This is a genomic window from Sphingobacteriales bacterium (genome assembly GCA_016719635.1).
Classification (GTDB): Bacteria; Bacteroidota; Bacteroidia; order Chitinophagales; family JADIYW01; genus JADJSS01.
Genome location: JADJYT010000011.1, coordinates 15,022 through 32,740, shown reverse-complemented (window position 1 = coordinate 32,740; position 17,719 = coordinate 15,022). Strand labels below are relative to the sequence as shown.

The 17,719-nt window shown below is 43.8% G+C and carries 22 protein-coding genes and 2 pseudogenes; 16 read left to right on the top strand and 8 right to left on the bottom strand.

Going from position 1 to position 17,719, the window contains the following annotated elements; translation table 11 throughout:
* The 14 genes from IPM95_13910 to IPM95_13845 all read left to right on the top strand — a co-directional run.
* The coding region (locus IPM95_13910) for a hypothetical protein (protein MBK9330358.1) at positions 1 to 608 on the top strand (608 nt) is incomplete at its 5' end.
* Positions 581 to 988 carry a hypothetical protein gene (locus IPM95_13905; GenBank protein MBK9330357.1) on the top strand — a complete coding sequence of 136 codons (408 nt, stop codon included), beginning with the start codon at positions 581 to 583 and terminating at the stop codon, positions 986 to 988. The genes IPM95_13910 and IPM95_13905, both read left to right, overlap by 28 nt.
* A 9-nt stretch (positions 989 to 997) precedes the next feature.
* Positions 998 to 1,711, top strand: coding sequence for a gliding motility-associated C-terminal domain-containing protein (locus tag IPM95_13900; protein MBK9330356.1), 714 nt, complete (start codon positions 998 to 1,000; stop codon positions 1,709 to 1,711).
* A 90-nt stretch (positions 1,712 to 1,801) separates the two neighbouring features.
* Entirely contained in the window at positions 1,802 to 2,128 is a 327-nt protein-coding gene (locus IPM95_13895) for a type IX secretion system membrane protein PorP/SprF (protein MBK9330355.1), read from the top strand.
* Entirely contained in the window at positions 2,040 to 2,738 is a 699-nt protein-coding gene (locus IPM95_13890) for a type IX secretion system membrane protein PorP/SprF (protein MBK9330354.1), read from the top strand. The genes IPM95_13895 and IPM95_13890 overlap by 89 nt, the downstream gene beginning before the upstream one ends.
* A 296-nt stretch (positions 2,739 to 3,034) precedes the next feature.
* The gene (locus IPM95_13885; protein MBK9330353.1) at positions 3,035 to 5,008 is read left to right on the top strand and encodes a PD40 domain-containing protein; all 1,974 of its coding nucleotides are present in this window, start codon (positions 3,035 to 3,037) and stop codon (positions 5,006 to 5,008) included.
* Between the two features lie 339 nt (positions 5,009 to 5,347).
* Positions 5,348 to 6,622 (top strand): DUF2851 family protein, encoded by a 1,275-nt coding sequence (locus IPM95_13880; protein MBK9330352.1) that lies wholly within the window; start codon positions 5,348 to 5,350, stop codon positions 6,620 to 6,622.
* Between the two features lie 66 nt (positions 6,623 to 6,688).
* Positions 6,689 to 6,880: a PspC family transcriptional regulator gene (locus tag IPM95_13875; GenBank protein ID MBK9330351.1), complete on the top strand. Its 192-nt coding sequence runs from the start codon at positions 6,689 to 6,691 to the stop codon at positions 6,878 to 6,880.
* The gene (locus IPM95_13870) at positions 6,868 to 7,137 is read left to right on the top strand and encodes a hypothetical protein (protein ID MBK9330350.1); all 270 of its coding nucleotides are present in this window, start codon (positions 6,868 to 6,870) and stop codon (positions 7,135 to 7,137) included. Before IPM95_13875 ends, IPM95_13870 begins: the two co-directional genes overlap by 13 nt.
* Positions 7,138 to 7,233: 96 nt before the next feature.
* On the top strand, positions 7,234 to 7,368 hold the full coding sequence (locus IPM95_13865; GenBank protein ID MBK9330349.1) for a RecX family transcriptional regulator: 135 nt from the start codon (positions 7,234 to 7,236) through the stop codon (positions 7,366 to 7,368).
* Positions 7,369 to 7,397: 29 nt separating this feature from the next.
* Complete coding sequence (locus IPM95_13860; protein ID MBK9330348.1) at positions 7,398 to 7,784, top strand: RidA family protein; 387 nt, start codon at positions 7,398 to 7,400, stop codon at positions 7,782 to 7,784.
* 36 nt (positions 7,785 to 7,820) lie between these two features.
* On the top strand, positions 7,821 to 8,045 hold the full coding sequence (locus IPM95_13855; GenBank protein ID MBK9330347.1) for a hypothetical protein: 225 nt from the start codon (positions 7,821 to 7,823) through the stop codon (positions 8,043 to 8,045).
* Positions 8,046 to 8,053: 8 nt separating this feature from the next.
* Entirely contained in the window at positions 8,054 to 8,863 is an 810-nt protein-coding gene (locus IPM95_13850; protein MBK9330346.1) for a hypothetical protein, read from the top strand.
* Between the two features lie 64 nt (positions 8,864 to 8,927).
* On the top strand, positions 8,928 to 9,590 hold the full coding sequence (locus IPM95_13845) for a LamG domain-containing protein (protein MBK9330345.1): 663 nt from the start codon (positions 8,928 to 8,930) through the stop codon (positions 9,588 to 9,590).
* Positions 9,591 to 9,606: 16 nt separating this feature from the next.
* Here the strand turns inward: IPM95_13845 and IPM95_13840 are convergent.
* From IPM95_13840 to IPM95_13815, 6 genes and pseudogenes are all read right to left on the bottom strand, one after another.
* A pseudogene (locus tag IPM95_13840) lies at positions 9,607 to 9,875 on the bottom strand (hypothetical protein).
* Between the two features lie 12 nt (positions 9,876 to 9,887).
* A complete protein-coding gene (locus IPM95_13835) occupies positions 9,888 to 10,241 on the bottom strand; it encodes a hypothetical protein (GenBank protein MBK9330344.1) in 354 nt (117 codons plus the stop codon).
* 491 nt (positions 10,242 to 10,732) lie between these two features.
* The gene (locus tag IPM95_13830; GenBank protein MBK9330343.1) at positions 10,733 to 11,959 is read right to left on the bottom strand and encodes an exo-alpha-sialidase; all 1,227 of its coding nucleotides are present in this window, start codon (positions 11,957 to 11,959) and stop codon (positions 10,733 to 10,735) included.
* A gap of 25 nt (positions 11,960 to 11,984) precedes the next feature.
* Positions 11,985 to 13,070, bottom strand: a complete 1,086-nt coding sequence (locus IPM95_13825) for an alkane 1-monooxygenase (protein ID MBK9330342.1) — start codon at positions 13,068 to 13,070, stop codon at positions 11,985 to 11,987.
* A gap of 118 nt (positions 13,071 to 13,188) precedes the next feature.
* Entirely contained in the window at positions 13,189 to 13,353 is a 165-nt protein-coding gene (locus IPM95_13820) for a hypothetical protein (protein ID MBK9330341.1), read from the bottom strand.
* Between the two features lie 32 nt (positions 13,354 to 13,385).
* On the bottom strand, positions 13,386 to 13,757 hold the full coding sequence (locus tag IPM95_13815; protein ID MBK9330340.1) for a cyclic nucleotide-binding domain-containing protein: 372 nt from the start codon (positions 13,755 to 13,757) through the stop codon (positions 13,386 to 13,388).
* Between the two features lie 586 nt (positions 13,758 to 14,343).
* Between IPM95_13815 and IPM95_13810 the strand changes: the two genes are divergently transcribed.
* Both IPM95_13810 and IPM95_13805 read left to right on the top strand, forming a co-directional pair.
* On the top strand, positions 14,344 to 14,535 hold the full coding sequence (locus IPM95_13810; protein ID MBK9330339.1) for a hypothetical protein: 192 nt from the start codon (positions 14,344 to 14,346) through the stop codon (positions 14,533 to 14,535).
* A gap of 199 nt (positions 14,536 to 14,734) precedes the next feature.
* Positions 14,735 to 14,980, top strand: a complete 246-nt coding sequence (locus tag IPM95_13805) for a hypothetical protein (protein ID MBK9330338.1) — start codon at positions 14,735 to 14,737, stop codon at positions 14,978 to 14,980.
* Here the strand turns inward: IPM95_13805 and IPM95_13800 are convergent.
* Positions 14,964 to 15,374, bottom strand: coding sequence for a hypothetical protein (locus IPM95_13800; protein MBK9330337.1), 411 nt, complete (start codon positions 15,372 to 15,374; stop codon positions 14,964 to 14,966). The genes IPM95_13805 and IPM95_13800 overlap by 17 nt on opposite strands.
* Before the next feature lie 217 nt (positions 15,375 to 15,591).
* A pseudogene (recG, locus tag IPM95_13795) lies at positions 15,592 to 17,708 on the bottom strand (ATP-dependent DNA helicase RecG).
* Positions 17,709 to 17,719 lie beyond the last annotated feature (11 nt).

Below are 17,719 nucleotides of genomic sequence, written 5' to 3'. Positions count from 1 at the left end.
CAACGATCACGACCTTATTGCCGAGCGATGCGGTAACGGTGAATGCAACGAGCTGCAACCCTGCAGATACAGGCACGGTGGTAACGACCTTAACGAACCAGTATGGCTGCGACAGTGTGGTGACAACGATCACGACCTTATTGCCAAAATCGTTATTTACTCAAAACATTGCATTATGTACAGGACAGTCGATATCGGTAGGTAATAATACATATACAGCACCTGGTATCTACACTGATACATTGATAGCTATAAATGGTTGTGATAGTATAATTACTACCAATATTACAGCTGCAAATTGTTATCTGCCATTAGCTGATGCAGACAGTACTATTGTACCTGAAGATGAAAGTGTCATTATGCCGGTGTTGGTAAATGATACGTTTGGCGATGACGGACCTAACACAGGGACGATAGCAATCACACAGCAACCTACAAATGGTATTGCAACTGTTAATGATGGCGGAACACCGAATGACCCGTCAGACGATCAGATAGTATTCATTCCAAATATCAATTACAATGGTTTGGATAGTATCATCTATCAGATTTGTGACAGCAATGAGATTGTGATACAGCAATTGTTAGGATACAAATATTACTTCTGAACGATCCTCCGGTAGTACCGGATACAACAGTAACGACACCGGAAGATTCGACTATTACGGTTTGTATACCATTCATAGATGTTGATGTGAATGACACACATTCAACAAGTGTGGCATGCGGACCTGGAAATGGTACAATAACCAGCGGACCAACAGTTACCGGTAATACAGTATGTCTGACCTACACACCTAATACCAATTATAATGGCATAGACAGTATCTGTATAGTCATATGTGATAACGATGGCTTGTGCGATACAGGAGTGGTCTATATCAATGTGACGCCTGTGACAGATACTATCAGAGATACCAATATCGTTAAGACGTCTATTAGAATCTGCAGTTTCTTACCATCAGACACAATGAATGTTGAGGGGTAACCAGTTGTGATGACGCAACAAGCGGCACCACTATCCATGATGGTGTCTGGTCTATTGATACAACAGGCTGTCTCATTTACGGTTGGTCCTAATAAAACGACGGATACATTATGTATTAAAGTTTGCAATACCCAGACGGAGGAGTGTACGGAGACGACGGTTATCATTACGGTAACGGGTTTACCACCAGTAGCGGTTAACGATACGACGAGTACGGATCCGGAGACCCCTGTCACGATAGTTGTGTTGCAGAATGATATCCAGACGGATGAGGACAGCCTGCGGTTGTGTCCGGATGCGATAGTTACGCAGCCGACAAACGGTACGGTGTTGGTGAATGCAGACGGTACGATAGAGTATACACCGGCAGTGGGTTTCGGCGGAGTAGACAGCTTCCAGTATCAGATTTGTGATCCTGAAGGCAGCGACACGGCGTGGGTGTTCATCACGGTGGAAGGCTGTATCATCCCGAATACGTTTACGCCGAACGGCGATGGCATCAACGATGTGTTTGTGATACCATGCGGCGAGGGAGCGGTACAGTTCGATGTATACAACCGTTGGGGTATCGAGGTTTACCGCAGTGAGGGCTATCTGAATGATTGGGATGGCCGTTATCAGGGCTCACCGTTACCGGAAGGCACGTACTACTATGTGCTGAAGTACATCAACAGCCGCGAGGAAGAGATTAATAAGGCAGGCTTTATATCGCTGCGCAGATAAATAAAGGAGAAGGCGGAAGGAGGCAGTATCAACTGGACTGCCTTCGTTCTGCCGAAAGGAAGAATATAAAAAAATAAAAAGAGCAAAGCGATGATAAAAAAGCTAAGTACACAGATAATCGCGACTATGGTGATGGTAGCGATCCTGTCATTGGAAGCGCGAGGCCAGCAGGATGCGCAGTACACGCAGTTCATGTACAACAAGCTGCCACAGAATGCGGGCTATACGGGAGCACGTGAAGTGCTGAGTATCCGTGCCCTGTACCGCGACCAGTGGTCGGGCACGAAGCTGGGCGGGATAGCGGGCGCCGAAGACGACGAGTTTCAGCATCCACAGCCCACTGAAGAACGAGCATTTTGCGCTGGGTTTCTGGTTTGTGAACGACCGGTTGGGTCTGGAGCACAAGAACCAGTTTAATGCGACGTATGCGTACCGGGTAGGTTTGGGCAAGAAGGTGAAGCTGAGCATCGGGATCAATGCGGGAATCATGTGGTACAAGTACAACGGTGCGGGTGAGGTGACGGCAGAAAATGAACCATCTCCGGCACCGAACGTGAGCAAGGTGCTTCCGGACGTAGGCGTGGGCTTATACATCTACCATCCGAACTTTTATATAGGGGCGAGTGTGCCGAACTTCATCAAGGGAGACCTGGAAGCGAGAGGCAGCACTACGCGCAGTTCAAAACGCACCGCACACTTTGTGGCGATGGTGGGAGGAGTTATTCCGGCGGGCAAGGTGCTGAAGATTCGTCCTCAGATCCAGTACCGCTATTTGGCGAGCGCAGGGTCAGTGAATAAGATACCGCACACGATGGACTTTAACCTGAGTTTGTTGATTTATAACCGGGTGAATATCGGGGGGCAGTACCGCACGTCGTTCGGCAACAAGAACAACGGAGTTAAACTGGAGAACGCCGACAGTTTTGACGTGATGCTGGAAGTATGGCCGACGAAGCAATTGATGATAGGATACTCGTATGATTACACGCTGACGAAGCTGGGCAATTATAACAACGGGGAGCCATGAGATCATCTTGGGATATGATTTTGGATTTGAGAAGAAGAAAGTGATCACGCCGCGATATTTCTAGACAACAAAAGGACAAGGAAAACAAGGATAAGCGAAGAATCGCTTAAGAAAAAAAAAGAATAAAGCAAGCTATGAATACTAAACAGACAACCGTTCTCATCAGCAGATTATTGGTATTGACCATCAGTATGCTGTTTCCGTAAGGCGCACTGCGGGCACAAGACATCGAAGGCGGCGGGACGAAGGAGCCTGAAATCGGCGGGTATGGCAAAGCAGAGAAACTGTACAAGTCGTTGGCGTACCACGAGGCGATCCCGTTGTACGAGCGCTACCTGGAGAAGCGTGACAGCGCCCGTGCGATGGCGCACCTTGGCGACTGCTACCGCCTGACGTCCCGTTATGACAAGGCGGAGTACTGGTATGGCAAGGCGGTGAGCAAGGGAGATGTGGAGCCGAAGTACAAGTTGTACTATGCGCAGATGCTGCAGGTGAACGGGAAGTATGAAGAGGCTGCGAAGTGGTATGCGAAGTACAGTGCGGAGGTACCGGAGGACAGGCGCTCTGCCAATGAGATGAAAGCGTGCTCTGACTACGGACAGTACCTGCAGAGCCGTGACCGCTATACGGTCAAGAACCTGTCGTTCAACAGTGCGGGTTATGATTTTAGCTCTGTGAGTTTTGACGGCGGGCTGATCTATTCTTCATCGCGGGACAGTGCGAAGGCGATCAGCCGGGAGCACACCTGGACGGGGACGGAGTTTTTTGATATGTGGTATGTGAAAGGCGACAAGACGGGTTTTGGCAAACCCCAGCGAATGAAGGGGGATGCGGCGACGAAGTACCACGAAGGCACGCTGACGTTCACGCCGGACAGCAGGAAGGTGCTGTTTACAAGAAATAATTATATCGACAAGAAGGTGAAGTCGAGCGATGATAAGATCGTGAAGCTGAAGATCTATGAATCGGACGTGGAAGGACGTACATGGAAGAACGACAAGAATTTTGCGTTCAACAACGATGAGTACAGTGTGGGTCACCCTGCGCTGACGCCGGATGGCAATACGCTGTATTTTGTGAGCGACATGCCTGGCGGCTATGGGATGACGGATATCTATGTGACGAAGAAAGAGGGGGATAGCTGGGGAGTACCGAAGAACCTGGGTCCTGATATCAATACGGAAGGGCGGGAGATGTTCCCGTATGTTGACAAGGACGGTGAGCTGTACTTCTCCTCGGATGCACACGGAGGCCTTGGCGGTCTGGATATCTTCCGGGTGAGAAAAAATGAGAAGACGGGCAAATTTGGCAAGATCCGCAATATCGGAGCACCTGTGAACAGCAGTTATGACGACTTCGGGCTGCACTACGGCACGGACAAGAGCTATGGCTATTTTACGTCCGACCGCCCGGATGGCAAGGGACTGGATGACATCTATAGTTTTACGGACGATGGCATTTATCTGGAAGGCATCGTAGTGGATGCGAAGACGGGGGAGCCTATCTGCACGAGCAGTGTGGTGATGAAGTCGAAATCAGACGGCAACGAGCAGGGCCGGACGACGACGGAGTGCGATGGGGAGTTTGAGTTCAATGTGCTGAGGAATACGGACTATACGTTCAGTGCGGCGGCGGACGGTTATGTGACGAACGATAAGGTGACGGCAACGACGAAGGGCGTAGGCCCCGGCGGGAAGGTGTTTGTAAAGATCCCGCTGGAGAAATCGAAGGCATATGCGATGAGCGTGACGGTGCTTGGCAAGACTCCGAAGGGCAACGAGCCGCTGCCGAATGCGAAGATACTGCTGTCGAGCCAGTGTGAAGGGTGGACGCGTGCGTTTACGACGGATGCGAACGGGAAGATCTGCGAGGTGGTTAGGTGCGACTGCGATTACATCGTGGTGGCGAACTCCCAGGGCTACCTTCCGGGTAGCGTGAATGTGATCAAGGATGACGGGGAATGTGTCATAGACCGCAAATGCGGGGTGAACCCGAAAGAGGTGGAAGTGTTGCTGGACAGAATCCCGACGGAAGAGGATACGATGAGAGCGATAGAGCTGAAGGATATCTACTATGACTTTGACAAATGGTATATCCGTCAGGAGTCGGAGCGGGAGCTGACGAAACTGCTGGGCTTCATGCAGGAGAACCCGGATGCGGTGGTGGAGATCGGCTCACACACGGATGCGAGAGCGCCGTATGAGTACAACATCAAGCTGTCGCAGCGACGTGCGCAGAGCGTGGTGGACTGGCTGATAGCCAGGGGGTAGGCAAGACGAGGCTGAAGCCGAAGGGTTATGGGGAGACAGAGCCGAGGAATGACTGTAAGGACGGTGTGCCTTGTTCGGAATACGAACACCAGCGAAACCGAAGGACGGAGTTCAGGGTAGTGGGCGGCAGCATCAACCTCAAATCCTCGAACGTTTCGATATGCAGGTAGACCCGTGTAAACAATGTCCGTTCTAGAATACAGAGCGTATGATTTTATAAAAAGCAATCCATCATGGATTGCTTTTTTTTGATGAGCAGATTCGGTATTAAATGTTAAAAAGGGTAAGGATTTATGGAATTATAATACTTGTTGTCTCTCAATAGAAAAAGGATTCTGTATGAGAGAGCAGTTATTGCATTATATCTGGCAGCATAAATTGTTTAATACAAGCGAACTTAAAACAACTTTGGGGAGTGAGTTGCAGATTGTTGATTTTGGAAAATACAATACGGACGGCGGTCCTGATTTTTGGAATGCAAAAATAAGAATCGATGATGTGGTGCTGGCAGGTACTATTGAACTGCATGTTCATGCATCGGATTGGAATTTGCACAGTCATCAGGATGACAGGAAGTATGATAATGTGATTCTACATGTGGTATACTTTAATGATGTTCAGATACAACGACTTCCAACATTGGAGCTGAACGGACGAATCCCAATGATTTTACTCGACAGATATAAAGCTATGATGCAATCCCATCAAACATTGATTTGCGGGGATTCGATAAATTCGATAGATGATTTTGTGCTGGAGAATTGGAAAGAACGGTTAATCATAGAACGATTGGAGCGAAAGTCTGAAGATATTCTTTTAAATTTGTCAGCAAATGGAAGTGATTGGGAGCAGACCTGCTATCAGTTGCTGGGAAAATATTTTGGCAGCCACATCAATAAAGAACAGTTTGAGCAACTGACCAGGTTGTTGGATTACAAACTATTGATGAAACATAAGGCGCACAGTTTCCAGATGGAAGCATTATTGTTCGGGGTTGCCGGATTTCTGAATAAGGATTTCGTGGAAATTTATCCGAGAGATTTGAAAGAGGAGTACCTATTTCTCAAACATAAATATGGACTAAAACAAATGAGCGAACATCAATGGCAGTTTCTGCGGATACGTCCCGTTTCTTTCCCTACCATTCGTCTAGCCTGGTTTGCGCAGTTCATTCAGCAGATGCCATTGCTGCATAAAATCATCGAAGAAGATTTTTTTGATTCAATGGCCGAAACGATTGCTGTTTCGGAATATTGGGACACTCATTATGTATTTGATAAGATGAGTAAATTAAAATCCAAAAAGATGGGGCATGATTTTAAGGCGGTTTTGCAAATCAATGTCTTTATCCCATTGTTGTATGCTTATGGTAAATATATTATCGGAAAAGTTTATAGAAAAGCGATTGATTTGTTGCGCCAGATACCGGCGGAACAAAATTCCAAAACCGCTGTCTTTGAGGCAGCGCAACTTGCTTCACACTATGCATCTGACAGCCAGGCTTACATGGAATTATTCGATAACTATTGTGCCCGGAAACGTTGCCTGCATTGCGCCATCGGACATAAGATTTTAAGCAATACCGGCAGCAAAATATATGCGAATAATGTTTAACTTTAGTTTGTGTTAGAAAAACCGTTTAAATTGTTTAGGTTCAGGTCATTGCGTGATATCATTGAAATGAGCGTGTATGGTGTATGTTCGTATCTTGGAAGAAAACTATCCATTCCTTCCAAAAAGGTACGGATGTTTTTTATTTACACCTCTTTTATCGCGCTGGGTTCGCCTATTATCATTTACCTGATTTTGACATTTGTGCTGAACCTCCGCTTTATGATTAAGACAAAAAGAAATCCGGTGTGGGATATTTGAATCGGCCATCCATCAGCATGAAATCGTTTCCATTTTCCAAAGAACAGATTATTCAGAAACTTGAATCGTTTTGCAGTTACCGCGAGCGCTGCATGGCGGAGGTCAAACAAAAATTATATCAGCTTAAAGTGGATGAAAAGGATTATGGCTTTTACCTGAATCATTTGTCTCAGAATAATTTTTTGGACGAAACCCGCTTTACCAATGCTTTTGTCCGAGGTAAGAATTCCATCAAAAAATGGGGAAGAAAAAGATAGAGATGGAATTAAAGGTGAAGAAAATTGATTCGGATAAAATACGAGACTCCCTGGAGCAGATAGACGACGGTGTATGCGGTACGGCTTGAAGATTTATTGCAAAAAAAGCTTAGGACTATCAAAGAAACGGACCCGTATAAGAAGCGGCAAAAACTTGTCTTGTTTGCCCTGCAGAAAGGATATGAGTCTGAAATAGTTAACGAAGTATTAAAAGTTGTGTTAGCGGATTGATTCTCTGTACTTTTTCCTAATTTTATTTCATGGATAGACAAACATTTACGGAAGGATCTCCCTGGGAGCCGATTATAGGATATGCGCGGGCAGTAAAAGTTGGAAATACAATTGAGATATCCGGTACTACTGCCAGTGTGAACGGCGAAGTGGTTGGAAAAGGGGATGTATACCTGCAGACGAGATGTATTCTGGAGAAATTTGAGAAAGTGCTGGAGTATTACGGGGCAGGAATGAAAGATGTGGTGCGTACCCGCATTTTCTGTACGGATATTGCCCAATGGGAGGCTATCGGCAAGGCACACGGAGAGTTCTTTAGTGAAATCAAGCCGGCAACCGGCATGTACCAGATTTCAAAGTTGATTTCGGATGATTTACTGGTCGAAATTGAGGCAACCGCAATCGTGAACCTGTAGTGGAAAATTTTGTTATTCTTTTTATATCTTTAACTTATGAACACAACAAATAAAAATCTAATTGTCATTGTCATATTAATTCTATTTTCAGGATTGGCGATGTCCTGTCATAAAGGAGTGGGTTGTCCGGCAGATCAGTATAATGACTGGAAAAAAATAGAAGCAAACCGCAAGCAGCAGCTTAAGAGCCCAAATAATCCGAACAAGGGTGGGAAGGGTAAGAAACCCAATGTATATGGAAACGGCGTCGTGCCGCAATAATCAGTTAAATGTTCATGCGAAAATATACCTGGTTGATTTTTATCTTTATCCTGGCTTGTAAAAAAAACGACGGCGATATCCGGATTTCCACCAGCAAACAACCAAAAAAAATTCAAATCTTTGAAGTAAATACATCTTCATCGGCGGAAACCCTGCTGCATTCCATTTTTTACTTTTATAACGACAGCACAAATAAATTTGACAGTATTCGTGTTGATGATTTTTTATATGTGTATGATTATTCCAGACTAGCCACAGAAAACAAAATTTTATTCAATTACAGCGGCAGCAGTGCCCCTTATCAGGAGATAAAACTGGACACGGTAAAATACACGCTTCAGTACTACCAGGAGAATTTTCCGTCGCCCGGTTTTCCTTCCACGTATACGTTTCAATTCGATACCGCCACCCGTATTGCCAGTTATAACTATGCCGGCACGCCGGATGCTGATAATTACACCAAAGAGTTCCATCTTAAGTCAGACAGCATATTCATTCATACAAACCACCCGTCCGATGGTTGTCAATCCACAGATACACTTATAAACGGTTTGTATAGCCTGCATTCCGTCTTGCCTTATTTGTTGTTGCTTAGGGGGACACATTCCTGCAACCCTGAACTCTTTAACATACTCACCGCGCTTCCGGTTTCCAATTACACCAATAAGCTGCCTGCAAAGATTGTAAACGGCAATTCGGAAATCGTATATGTCTATACCGGAGACACAAAAGGCAGACTTTCTGAAGTTTCGTTCATACAAAAGCGGAGAGATATGAATGATACCATCCGCAGGGAGAAGATAAGATTCGGGTATTAGAAGAATTGCCAGACATTTAGGGATAAATTTTATAATTTTGATAAACAAACAAAAATCATACGTTATGAAAAAAAATTATTTTATTTTGCTGACTGTGCTTTCCTTAACCGTAATGTCTTGTAAAAAAAGCGGTACCGATGAAGTATTCCCTACTGTCGGTTTGGTGTCTTATTTCAGATTTGATGATAATCTCGAAGATGAAGAGGGAATTACACCGGATGGAGCGGCTACCGGTTCCCCGTCTTTTGTAACTGGAAAATCCAATAAGGCGATTAGCTTTAATGGTGTTGACCAAAAAGTAGTTTTTGATAAAAAGTCATTCAAATCGGGAAATGCCGTCAGTATTGCTTTCTGGTTCAAAACCAAACAAACGGGCGCCTTAAACTTCTTTATAGGTTGCAGTGATTTCCTTGTCGGTAATAATAATCCCAAGGTTTCTCTGGCAATATCCATTCCTGGTACAGAGAGTGCTTACGGAGAATATACCGCAGATGAATGGACGCACTATGCAGGCATCTATGACGGAACGGATATTAAAGTCTTTATCAACGGAGTATTGGCCGAAACGATAAATCACCCCGGCACTATCGATGACATGAATGAAAAATTATTTATTGGTTCCCGTGGTGGTTCCGTTTTCTGGGAGGGTAGCATAGATGACTTGTTCATTTACAGCAAGGCTTTGTCACCGACGGAAATAACACAGTTGTATAACCTTCATTTATAATCCTGTTACGCTTTCATTAAGTTTCCGGCAGGATTACTTTCTTCATACAGGCACTGTTCTCGATTTTTTCATATTGTCCGTAATTTGGAATGAGACTGTAACCGGGCAGCCGACTGCCTTGTTTTCTGCATAGCAAACCACCACATATTTAAGACTATCGGTCTTGTTGTACTGCGCATAAAAGGCATGTTCATCCCCGTCAACGCCGCTCAGGTATGCATCCAGTAGTTGGACGAGGCAGATGAAATCCGCGTTGTCCGAAGTGGTTCTCTTTAAGGTATACATGGTTTAAAAATACTACAACAACTTCTTTAATTCGGTGATGTCATTGAAAAATGAATTGGTTTCTTTTTCAGCGGTATTTTGAATGGCTTTTAATGCCAGGCGGATTTGTACCGCCGCCTTTTCTTTGCTGCCTGAAAGGATATGTGCCCGTGCCGCCGATTCGTATGCATAGGCAGTATAGAACCCGTCCGGCTTTTCAGCCTTGCAGAGCCGGATATTCTGTTCTGCAAACAACAGGGCATTGGTGCCGTCGCCGATATGCGCGTAGGCTCTGGAGATTTGCCACAGACTGATGGATGTATTGGTCGCGTTGCAGGCAGGCACCTGCTGCCATAAATAAAAGGAAGCATGCACGAGGTTCACCATCGTCGCTTTTTCTGTCTGGTTGAGTCTTTTCTTATCCAGGAATTTCCAGGCTTCGTTGAACGTCTGCCTGGCGGATTGCCGGATATAGGCTGCTGTTTTTGGGTCGGTTTTCGTCGTGTCTTATCTTGTAATAAAGATAAAGATTTCAGAGATATTGTACTGTCCGAATCTCCCTCCTTGAGGTGGAAAAAGGTGGTGTAAATCTGATATTGTCATTAATAGATAAATTTTATCGAATATGCGGGATGATTATATATTTGTGTTCTCAGTATGACATTAAGGTCGGTTTTGGGAAATAATCTCTAATAAGAGATATGAATTATTGACTTAGACACTGGTCAGGGTTCGGTAGAATTTACAGACACAAAACATACGTTGGAAGTCATGCCTTTACTTTTGTGAGTAGATGATTTTAAAAAATCCAGTATAGTTGTTTTTTTTCGTTCAGTCATTCTTCACAATATTAATCGAATAGGCAATGGTATTGGTCGTTACAATACGGGTTCTGGTTTGCCGTTTATAATCCAGGATAGATTAAACCCTCTGTATACGATAGATACCGTGGTTCCTAAATGAGCGTCAAGTCCGCCATATTCCTGCAAGGAAGCAATGTTGTTATCTTGTGTTTTGCATAAACAGGAATATCCTCCGATCCAGGACTGTAGCAAGCGTTTTACCGGCCATGTATTTCCGTTATCATAACTGATTTGAACGGTCATGTTTATCCTTAACGGACCGGACGTATTGGGGTTAATAAAGACTAAGCGGGTAGGGTAAGATTCATCATATCGGATAATGCTGGCTTGGCAGATAGGGTCCGGCAGTTTTGACTGTATTTCCCAAGGTGACCATGTTATGCCAAAGTCCTTACTTATGGAAACTAAACGGCTTTTTTGGTCTCTGTATAAACCAGCAGAACGGTCATTCCTCATGAGCGTTTCGTCACATAATTCGACAATGCATCCTTCACAGGTGCCTTCGTTGATGAGTTTATACTGCCAACTGGTGCCGTGGTCATCACTGTAAATTGTTCTTCCGCATGCCGGAATCATTAATCTGCCTTTATATGGGCCTTGTGTCAGCTGTATTCCGTTGCCGGGTCCAACGGCGTCCCATGTATATGTAACCGGGGTCAAATCAAGTGTTCGATCAGTTAGGTCAGTCCAGGTGATTCCGTCGTCTGTGCTTGTTATTGAAAATAACCTGCGGTCACCATAGGTGTCTATTTTAGAGAATCCGTTGTTGCCATTCTGATTTTTAACGCCACTGTTCCAGGACATAAACAACCAAATCGTGCCGGTATTGTAATCCACAACAGGAGTCGGATTTCCGCAAGTTGAGTTGCCGTCATCCCAGATAACGATCAGGGAGCTCCATGTCATACCATTATCTGTTGACCGCTTAGCCACCAAGTCAATATCGCCATAGTCTTCGCTGTTGTTTTTCCTGCCTTCACAAAAAGCGATAAGGGTACCCGAATTAGTTTTGATGATGGACGGAATACGATAGGTATGATAACCATCAGATCCGGCTTTGAAAATCATGTTTTCTTTATAGGTTTTCTCCATCAGGTGCACATCTGTTACACCGCTCCCTTCTCCGCAGCCTGTAAATTCCGGATTTTCCTTTTTGCATGCAATGGCTGTAGTAAGAAGAATTAATGAAATAAATATTAATTTGCTTTTCTGTATTCTGTATTTTCCATCCTTAGTTTTCATTTATTCCGGGTTCAATCGTATTGTTTTAATTTCTTTTATTCAGCTCCAGAAGAGGATGTATTTTCTTATACCAAAGAGAAGGAATTGCCGCCATTAATATAGCTCCGGGATATCCTGCCGGCAACTGAGGGCTTTCCTCAAAATGCCTTAATATTTGAAATTTACGACTGGCTAAGTAATGATGGTCACTGTGCCTCGAAAGTTCATACAGCATTATCCTGCCCAAAACGTGATTGGAGTTCCAGGAATGACAGGGCATACAACGTTCATATACGCCGTCTTTCACTTCCTTTCTTTCCATACCGTAATGCTCGATATAGTTGCCGGCCTCATAGATTAAAATCCCCAAGAAAGAACTTCCCAGGAATCCGAGCAGGGCAAACTTTCCCCAGATAAGGTAAATGAGCAATAACATCATCAATTGGATAAGCTGACCACGCAACATTAGATTATGCATGGAAAACCAACCTTCTCCTGCTTTCTTTAAGCGCTTATATTCCATCTTCCAGGAAAGGATATAAGTGCCTGGAATAGATCTTGTGAAAAAGGCGTACAACGATTCCCCTTTCTTCGCCGTTGCAGGATCTAAAGGAGTCGCCACATACCTGTGATGCCATTTATTGTGATAAACGGCAAAGTGCATATTTAAAGTGGTGGCAAATAGCATTTTGCCTAAGATGATTTCAAATTTTTTAGGACGATGTGCCAGTTCGTGGCCAACATTTGTTCCGATAATGGCGCACATGATGCCCACGCTTAAGGTCATGCCAATCATTTCCAGGGTTGTTGTCTCCGGATTGCTTAATCTGTTAAAAAACAGCACCAGTAAAAGAAATTGCAAGGGTATATTCAGGTAAACCAGCATGTCGAAATAGAAATTCTTCAAGGCACTCTGCTCTTCTTCGGTGCTAAGGTTCTCTGAAGTGCCATTGTACAGCATTTCGACAAAAGGAACTATGCCGAATGTGAATAGGAATGCCGTAAATGTCCAGGCTCCGTGCAGGCTGACTGAAATCAACGCCAAAGCAGGCATTAGCAAAGCAAACAGATACTTTGCGTCTACAGAAAAATAATAACTTTCTTTCTTTACTGAAGTAGAATGTATTGCCATCTTGTAACCGGTTTATTACGGTTAAAGGTATCTTATGGCATTAGATAAATATTTGACGCCGGTCAAATAATAGATACGGCATTTTTAATAGTTAGCTATTGAAGAGGAGCAGTACACATTATAATTTTCCGGCTCTGACTCTGCTTAAGGTTTCGAGTGCCATACCCAGATAAGAAGCGATGTATTTGAGAGGCACTCTTTGCACTATGTCAGGTCTGGACTTTAATAATGCTTCGTATCGTTCTCTGGATGAATTGATCCGGACAATTTTTGTGTACTCCATTTCCAATGACATGTAATTCATCAGTATTTCTCTTAATGCACTCTCGTATCGGGGAAATTTTCTAAAAATTCAAAAAACGTATCTCTGCTTACCCATATGATTTCTGTGTCTTCAATGGTAATTACGTTCACCATGGAAGGCGTGTTTTTTGTAAATGCTTCAATATGAATGACAGCTTGATTTTCAAAAATGAACTCACAGGTGTGTTCCGTTTCATTTTCATCTATGTAGTATGCTCTGGCAGCACCTTTTAATACAAACACCAGCTTGTTGGAACTCTCGCCCTGCCGGATGAGAAAATCATTTTTACTGTAATTGGTATGTTGAATGACAGAAATGATGTAGTGTATTTCGTCCTCGTCGGGTTGTATATATTTAGTGATAAAATTGATGAGTTCCTGCATCTTAATTTAAAGTTACATTTTATCCTTTTAAAATAAGAGTATAATCTGATTATTCTTTCTCCAGGCTCCGCCCTTACGGGAGTTTAGTTTGCGAAGCCACCGCGAAGCAAATGTCACCTGTCAACCACCAGCCCTAACACTGGCGCGAGCATGCAGCAAAGCTATCGCGGGGTGTGCTTGTGCCATGATTGTTAACGAAAGAAAATTCTATGCAAGTATTATTAAAGGATGATTAAGGCACAAGCACTGCGCACAATTCCAACGCTGCATGCTTGCGCCAGTGAGGAGAGTAACCGGGCAGTCATAAATAAATTTTCTTTTGTAACTTTTTGAAGCCAAAAAGTCACCCAAAATCTTTTATGATTTTAAAGGTGATTTGTTTTCTCCTACCGTCGAAAACAACCGAAGCTAAAATTAACTCAAATGCTAATTGCCACGCTTCGTTAATTTTACTTCTATCACTGTAAAAATCATAAACCTAACTCTTTTGCGGTTTGATGGTTTGTTGGTTGGAAACCAACAAAGACGAGGGAAGGTTGATAATTTCACTTTATTTAAATATATTTGTTATGAAGAATCGACATACATGAAGAATTTAATACTCACTTTAGCTGTTGCGTTATCACTCAGTGCCTGCAAGAAAGAACAAATCAATGAATTAATTATTGGAAAGTGGAAAAGAAATGGAGCAGATGTTACAATGACTTTTAATGATGATAGAACCGTTGTTCAAGAAAGCAATGAACCTCATTATTTATCATTTAGTGGAAAATTATAGAATTGAAAACAACATTTTGTTTGTTGATATATCTTCTCCCACTACAGGTTCTGTTAGAGTTGGTCAAATTGTAAGGATAACTAATACAACTTTAACATTAAAGGCATTATATGAATTTTCTTATACAAGAATAAATTAAGTTGGACAGCAATTTATATTGATTACTTTGCAATCACAGAACGTACAAATCTAATGCTGCATGCTCGCCCTAACACTGGCGCAAGCATGCAGCAAAGCTATCGCGGGGTGTGCTTGTGCCATGATTATTAACGCAAGAAAATTCTATGCAAGTATTATTAAAGTGGAATATAATGCACAAGCACACTGCGCACAATTCCAACGCTGCATGCTTGCGCCAGTGAGGGTTTTTGATATTTACGGTTTGCAGTTTGTTGGTTGCAAACCAACAAAGGCGAGTGGTTCTGATTTCACATTATTTTTCTAATTATTATTTTCTTTTCAGTTATTCTTTTACTTACTTCATTCATGATATTTTCAAGTTTGCTAACTTTATCTTTCGCATTAATTTCTTCTGATTCGACAAATTTAAGATATACATCAACATCTATGTTTGTGATTTTTTTAAACTCTTCTAAGTCGTTGATATACTGTGATATTATTATTGCTCTTATTGTTCCAATAACTGCATTTATAAAAACTAGTTCTTCAATCGTTCTTGGTAAGGTTACACCATATAAAGATTTCCACCAAGGAATAAAATTAAAATTTTTATCTCTGTTATAATGTGCGAAAAGTTTATTTCTTCCTACTTTAATTCCATCATATAGTTTTATTTCTTTCAATATTGGCGAAACACAATACATTATATCTTTTATCAAATTGTTTTCTTTGGAAAATGAGTTAATGATGTCGATTTCTTCTAGAAATGAACAAATTAGTATATAGTTGTACTTTATTATACTTTTACCATTTCATCTGTATGCTTAATTTTATAAACATGCAACCCCTTATTGTATTAGAAAGTTCATTGCACAACATGTCAATATTAAGAACAGATTCTAAAAGTTTTTGATTCATTTTGTGTCGTATAAAGTATTAACTAATATTCCGCCAAACACTATTGCTTCCTTTCTGGTGCTGCAGGTAATATTTCAAGGCAGCGTTTTCAGGTTTGTCCAACGTGGCATCTTCTTCCAGTAAGGCAATCGCGGCTTTGCGGGCTTCTTCTATAATCGGCCCGTCGGTGGCGAGGTTGGCAAGCCTTAAACCCACCGCCCCGCTCTGCTGTGTACCCTCGAGGTCGCCGGGACCCCGCAGCTGCAAATCCACTTCCGCAATTTTAAAACCGTCGTTGGTATCGCACATTGTTTTAATCCGTGTCTTGCCGTCCTGCGTCAGTTTGTGGCTCGTCATCAGGATGCAATAGGATTGTTCCGCACCCCTTCCCACACGCCCGCGCAACTGGTGCAGCTGCGACAAGCCGAAACGTTCCGCGTTTTCTATAATCATCACGCTGGCATTCGGCACATTCACGCCCACTTCAATCACCGTGGTGGCCACCATGATCTGCGTTTCGCCTTTTAAAAAACGCTGCATTTCAAAATCCTTGTCGGCCGCTTTCACCTTTCCGTGTACAATGCTCACGTGGTAGTCCGGCAGCGGAAAGGAACGCGAAATGCTTTCAAAGCCATTCATCAGATCCACCAGGTCCAGCTTTTCGCTTTCTTCAATCAGCGGATAGACGATGTACACCTGTCTGCCTTTGGCAATCTCTTCGCGGATGAAATCAAACACGGCGATACGCTGGTGTTCGTAGCGGTGTACGGTTTTAATCGGTTTTCTGCCTGGCGGCAATTCATCCAGCACGGAAACATCCAAATCGCCGTATAAGGTCATCGCCAGTGTGCGCGGAATGGGTGTCGCCGTCATGACTAAGATATGCGGCGGGTTGGTGTTTTTCTTCCACAGTTTGGCGCGTTGTGCCACGCCAAAACGATGCTGCTCATCAATCACCACCAATCCCAGGTTTTTAAACTGCACATCGTCTTCGAGCAAGGCATGTGTGCCTAACAGGATTTGTATTTCACCCAGTTCAGTTGCGCTCAGTATTTGCCGGCGTTCTTTGGAGCGAGAGGAGCCGGTGAGCAGCGCGATGCGCACACCGATGGTATCGCACAATTCTTTGAGTCCGTTGTAATGCTGCTGCGCCAGGATTTCGGTAGGTGCCATCATGGCCGCCTGGTAGTTGTTGTCAATCGCCATCAGCATGGATAACAAGGCGACGATGGTCTTGCCGCTGCCGACATCGCCCTGCAGCAGCCGGTTCATCTGTTTGCCGGATAAAGTATCGCGGCGTATCTCTTTCAGTACCCGTTTTTGGGCATTCGTCAGTTCAAAGGGAAGAGCCTCGTTATAAAAACGGTGGAAATAATTGTCTACCTTTTCGAGAAAGATGCCGGGTTCCCTTTTCTTCAGGATTTTTAATTGCAGCAGGTTGAGCTGAATGAGAAACAGTTCTTCAAACTTCAGGCGTTTCACAGCATCGCTTTGCAGGGCTAAGGTGGCAGGAAGATGGATATTTCTGACCGCATCAAATCGCGGCAATAGTTTGTATTTGGAAAGAATGGTTTGCGGCAGATTCTCTGCGATATGATCCGGCTTTAACTGCAGCAACAGTGTCTGCGTCAGCCTGGAAATGCCTTTGCTGTCCAACCCTTTCGTTTTCATTTTTTCCGATGTGTTGTACATTGCCCGGAAGGTGCCGGTTTCTTCGGCGTTGAACGCCGATAGCTTTTCGAGTTCGGGATGTGTGATATTCAGCTTGCCGTTGAACCAGCTCGGTTTTCCGTACAGCACATAGGTTTCTTTGGTGTCCAGGCTGTTGACCAGCCATTTGATGCCCTGAAACCAGACCAGCTCAATGCTGCCTTCGTTGTCATAAAAAATGGCGGTCAGGCGTTTCCCCGGCCGTTGACGGTTTCCCGGATGTCGCGGATTTTTCCTTTAAGCTGGATGTAGGTTTGTGTGTTGTCGATGTGTTGCGTGGAGTAAAACTGCGTACGGTCGATGTAGCGGTACGGGTACAATTTCAGCAAATCACCAAACGTGAAAATCTGCGCTTCTTTTTTCAACATATCCGCACGCTCGGGCCCCACACCTTTCAGGTATTCGATAGGGGTGGAGAGAAACGGTTTGTTTTGCAAAGAAGACATGCAACAAATAT

What these genes read in the sequence shown, in the direction of transcription:
- IPM95_13805 (MBK9330338.1), top strand. Translation starts at nt 14,735, where the DNA reads ATGCTCGCCCTAACACTGGCGCAAGCATGCAGCAAAGCTATCGCGGGG.
- IPM95_13830 (MBK9330343.1), bottom strand. Translation starts at nt 11,959, where the DNA reads ATGAAAACTAAGGATGGAAAATACAGAATACAGAAAAGCAAATTAATA.
- IPM95_13810 (MBK9330339.1), top strand. Translation starts at nt 14,344, where the DNA reads ATGAAGAATTTAATACTCACTTTAGCTGTTGCGTTATCACTCAGTGCC.
- IPM95_13895 (MBK9330355.1), top strand. Translation starts at nt 1,802, where the DNA reads ATGATAAAAAAGCTAAGTACACAGATAATCGCGACTATGGTGATGGTA.
- IPM95_13820 (MBK9330341.1), bottom strand. Translation starts at nt 13,353, where the DNA reads ATGGAGTACACAAAAATTGTCCGGATCAATTCATCCAGAGAACGATAC.
- IPM95_13855 (MBK9330347.1), top strand. Translation starts at nt 7,821, where the DNA reads ATGAACACAACAAATAAAAATCTAATTGTCATTGTCATATTAATTCTA.
- IPM95_13860 (MBK9330348.1), top strand. Translation starts at nt 7,398, where the DNA reads ATGGATAGACAAACATTTACGGAAGGATCTCCCTGGGAGCCGATTATA.
- IPM95_13825 (MBK9330342.1), bottom strand. Translation starts at nt 13,070, where the DNA reads ATGGCAATACATTCTACTTCAGTAAAGAAAGAAAGTTATTATTTTTCT.
- IPM95_13835 (MBK9330344.1), bottom strand. Translation starts at nt 10,241, where the DNA reads ATGGTGAACCTCGTGCATGCTTCCTTTTATTTATGGCAGCAGGTGCCT.
- IPM95_13875 (MBK9330351.1), top strand. Translation starts at nt 6,689, where the DNA reads ATGAGCGTGTATGGTGTATGTTCGTATCTTGGAAGAAAACTATCCATT.
- IPM95_13850 (MBK9330346.1), top strand. Translation starts at nt 8,054, where the DNA reads ATGTTCATGCGAAAATATACCTGGTTGATTTTTATCTTTATCCTGGCT.
- IPM95_13900 (MBK9330356.1), top strand. Translation starts at nt 998, where the DNA reads ATGACGCAACAAGCGGCACCACTATCCATGATGGTGTCTGGTCTATTG.
- IPM95_13815 (MBK9330340.1), bottom strand. Translation starts at nt 13,757, where the DNA reads ATGCAGGAACTCATCAATTTTATCACTAAATATATACAACCCGACGAG.
- IPM95_13845 (MBK9330345.1), top strand. Translation starts at nt 8,928, where the DNA reads ATGAAAAAAAATTATTTTATTTTGCTGACTGTGCTTTCCTTAACCGTA.
- IPM95_13880 (MBK9330352.1), top strand. Translation starts at nt 5,348, where the DNA reads ATGAGAGAGCAGTTATTGCATTATATCTGGCAGCATAAATTGTTTAAT.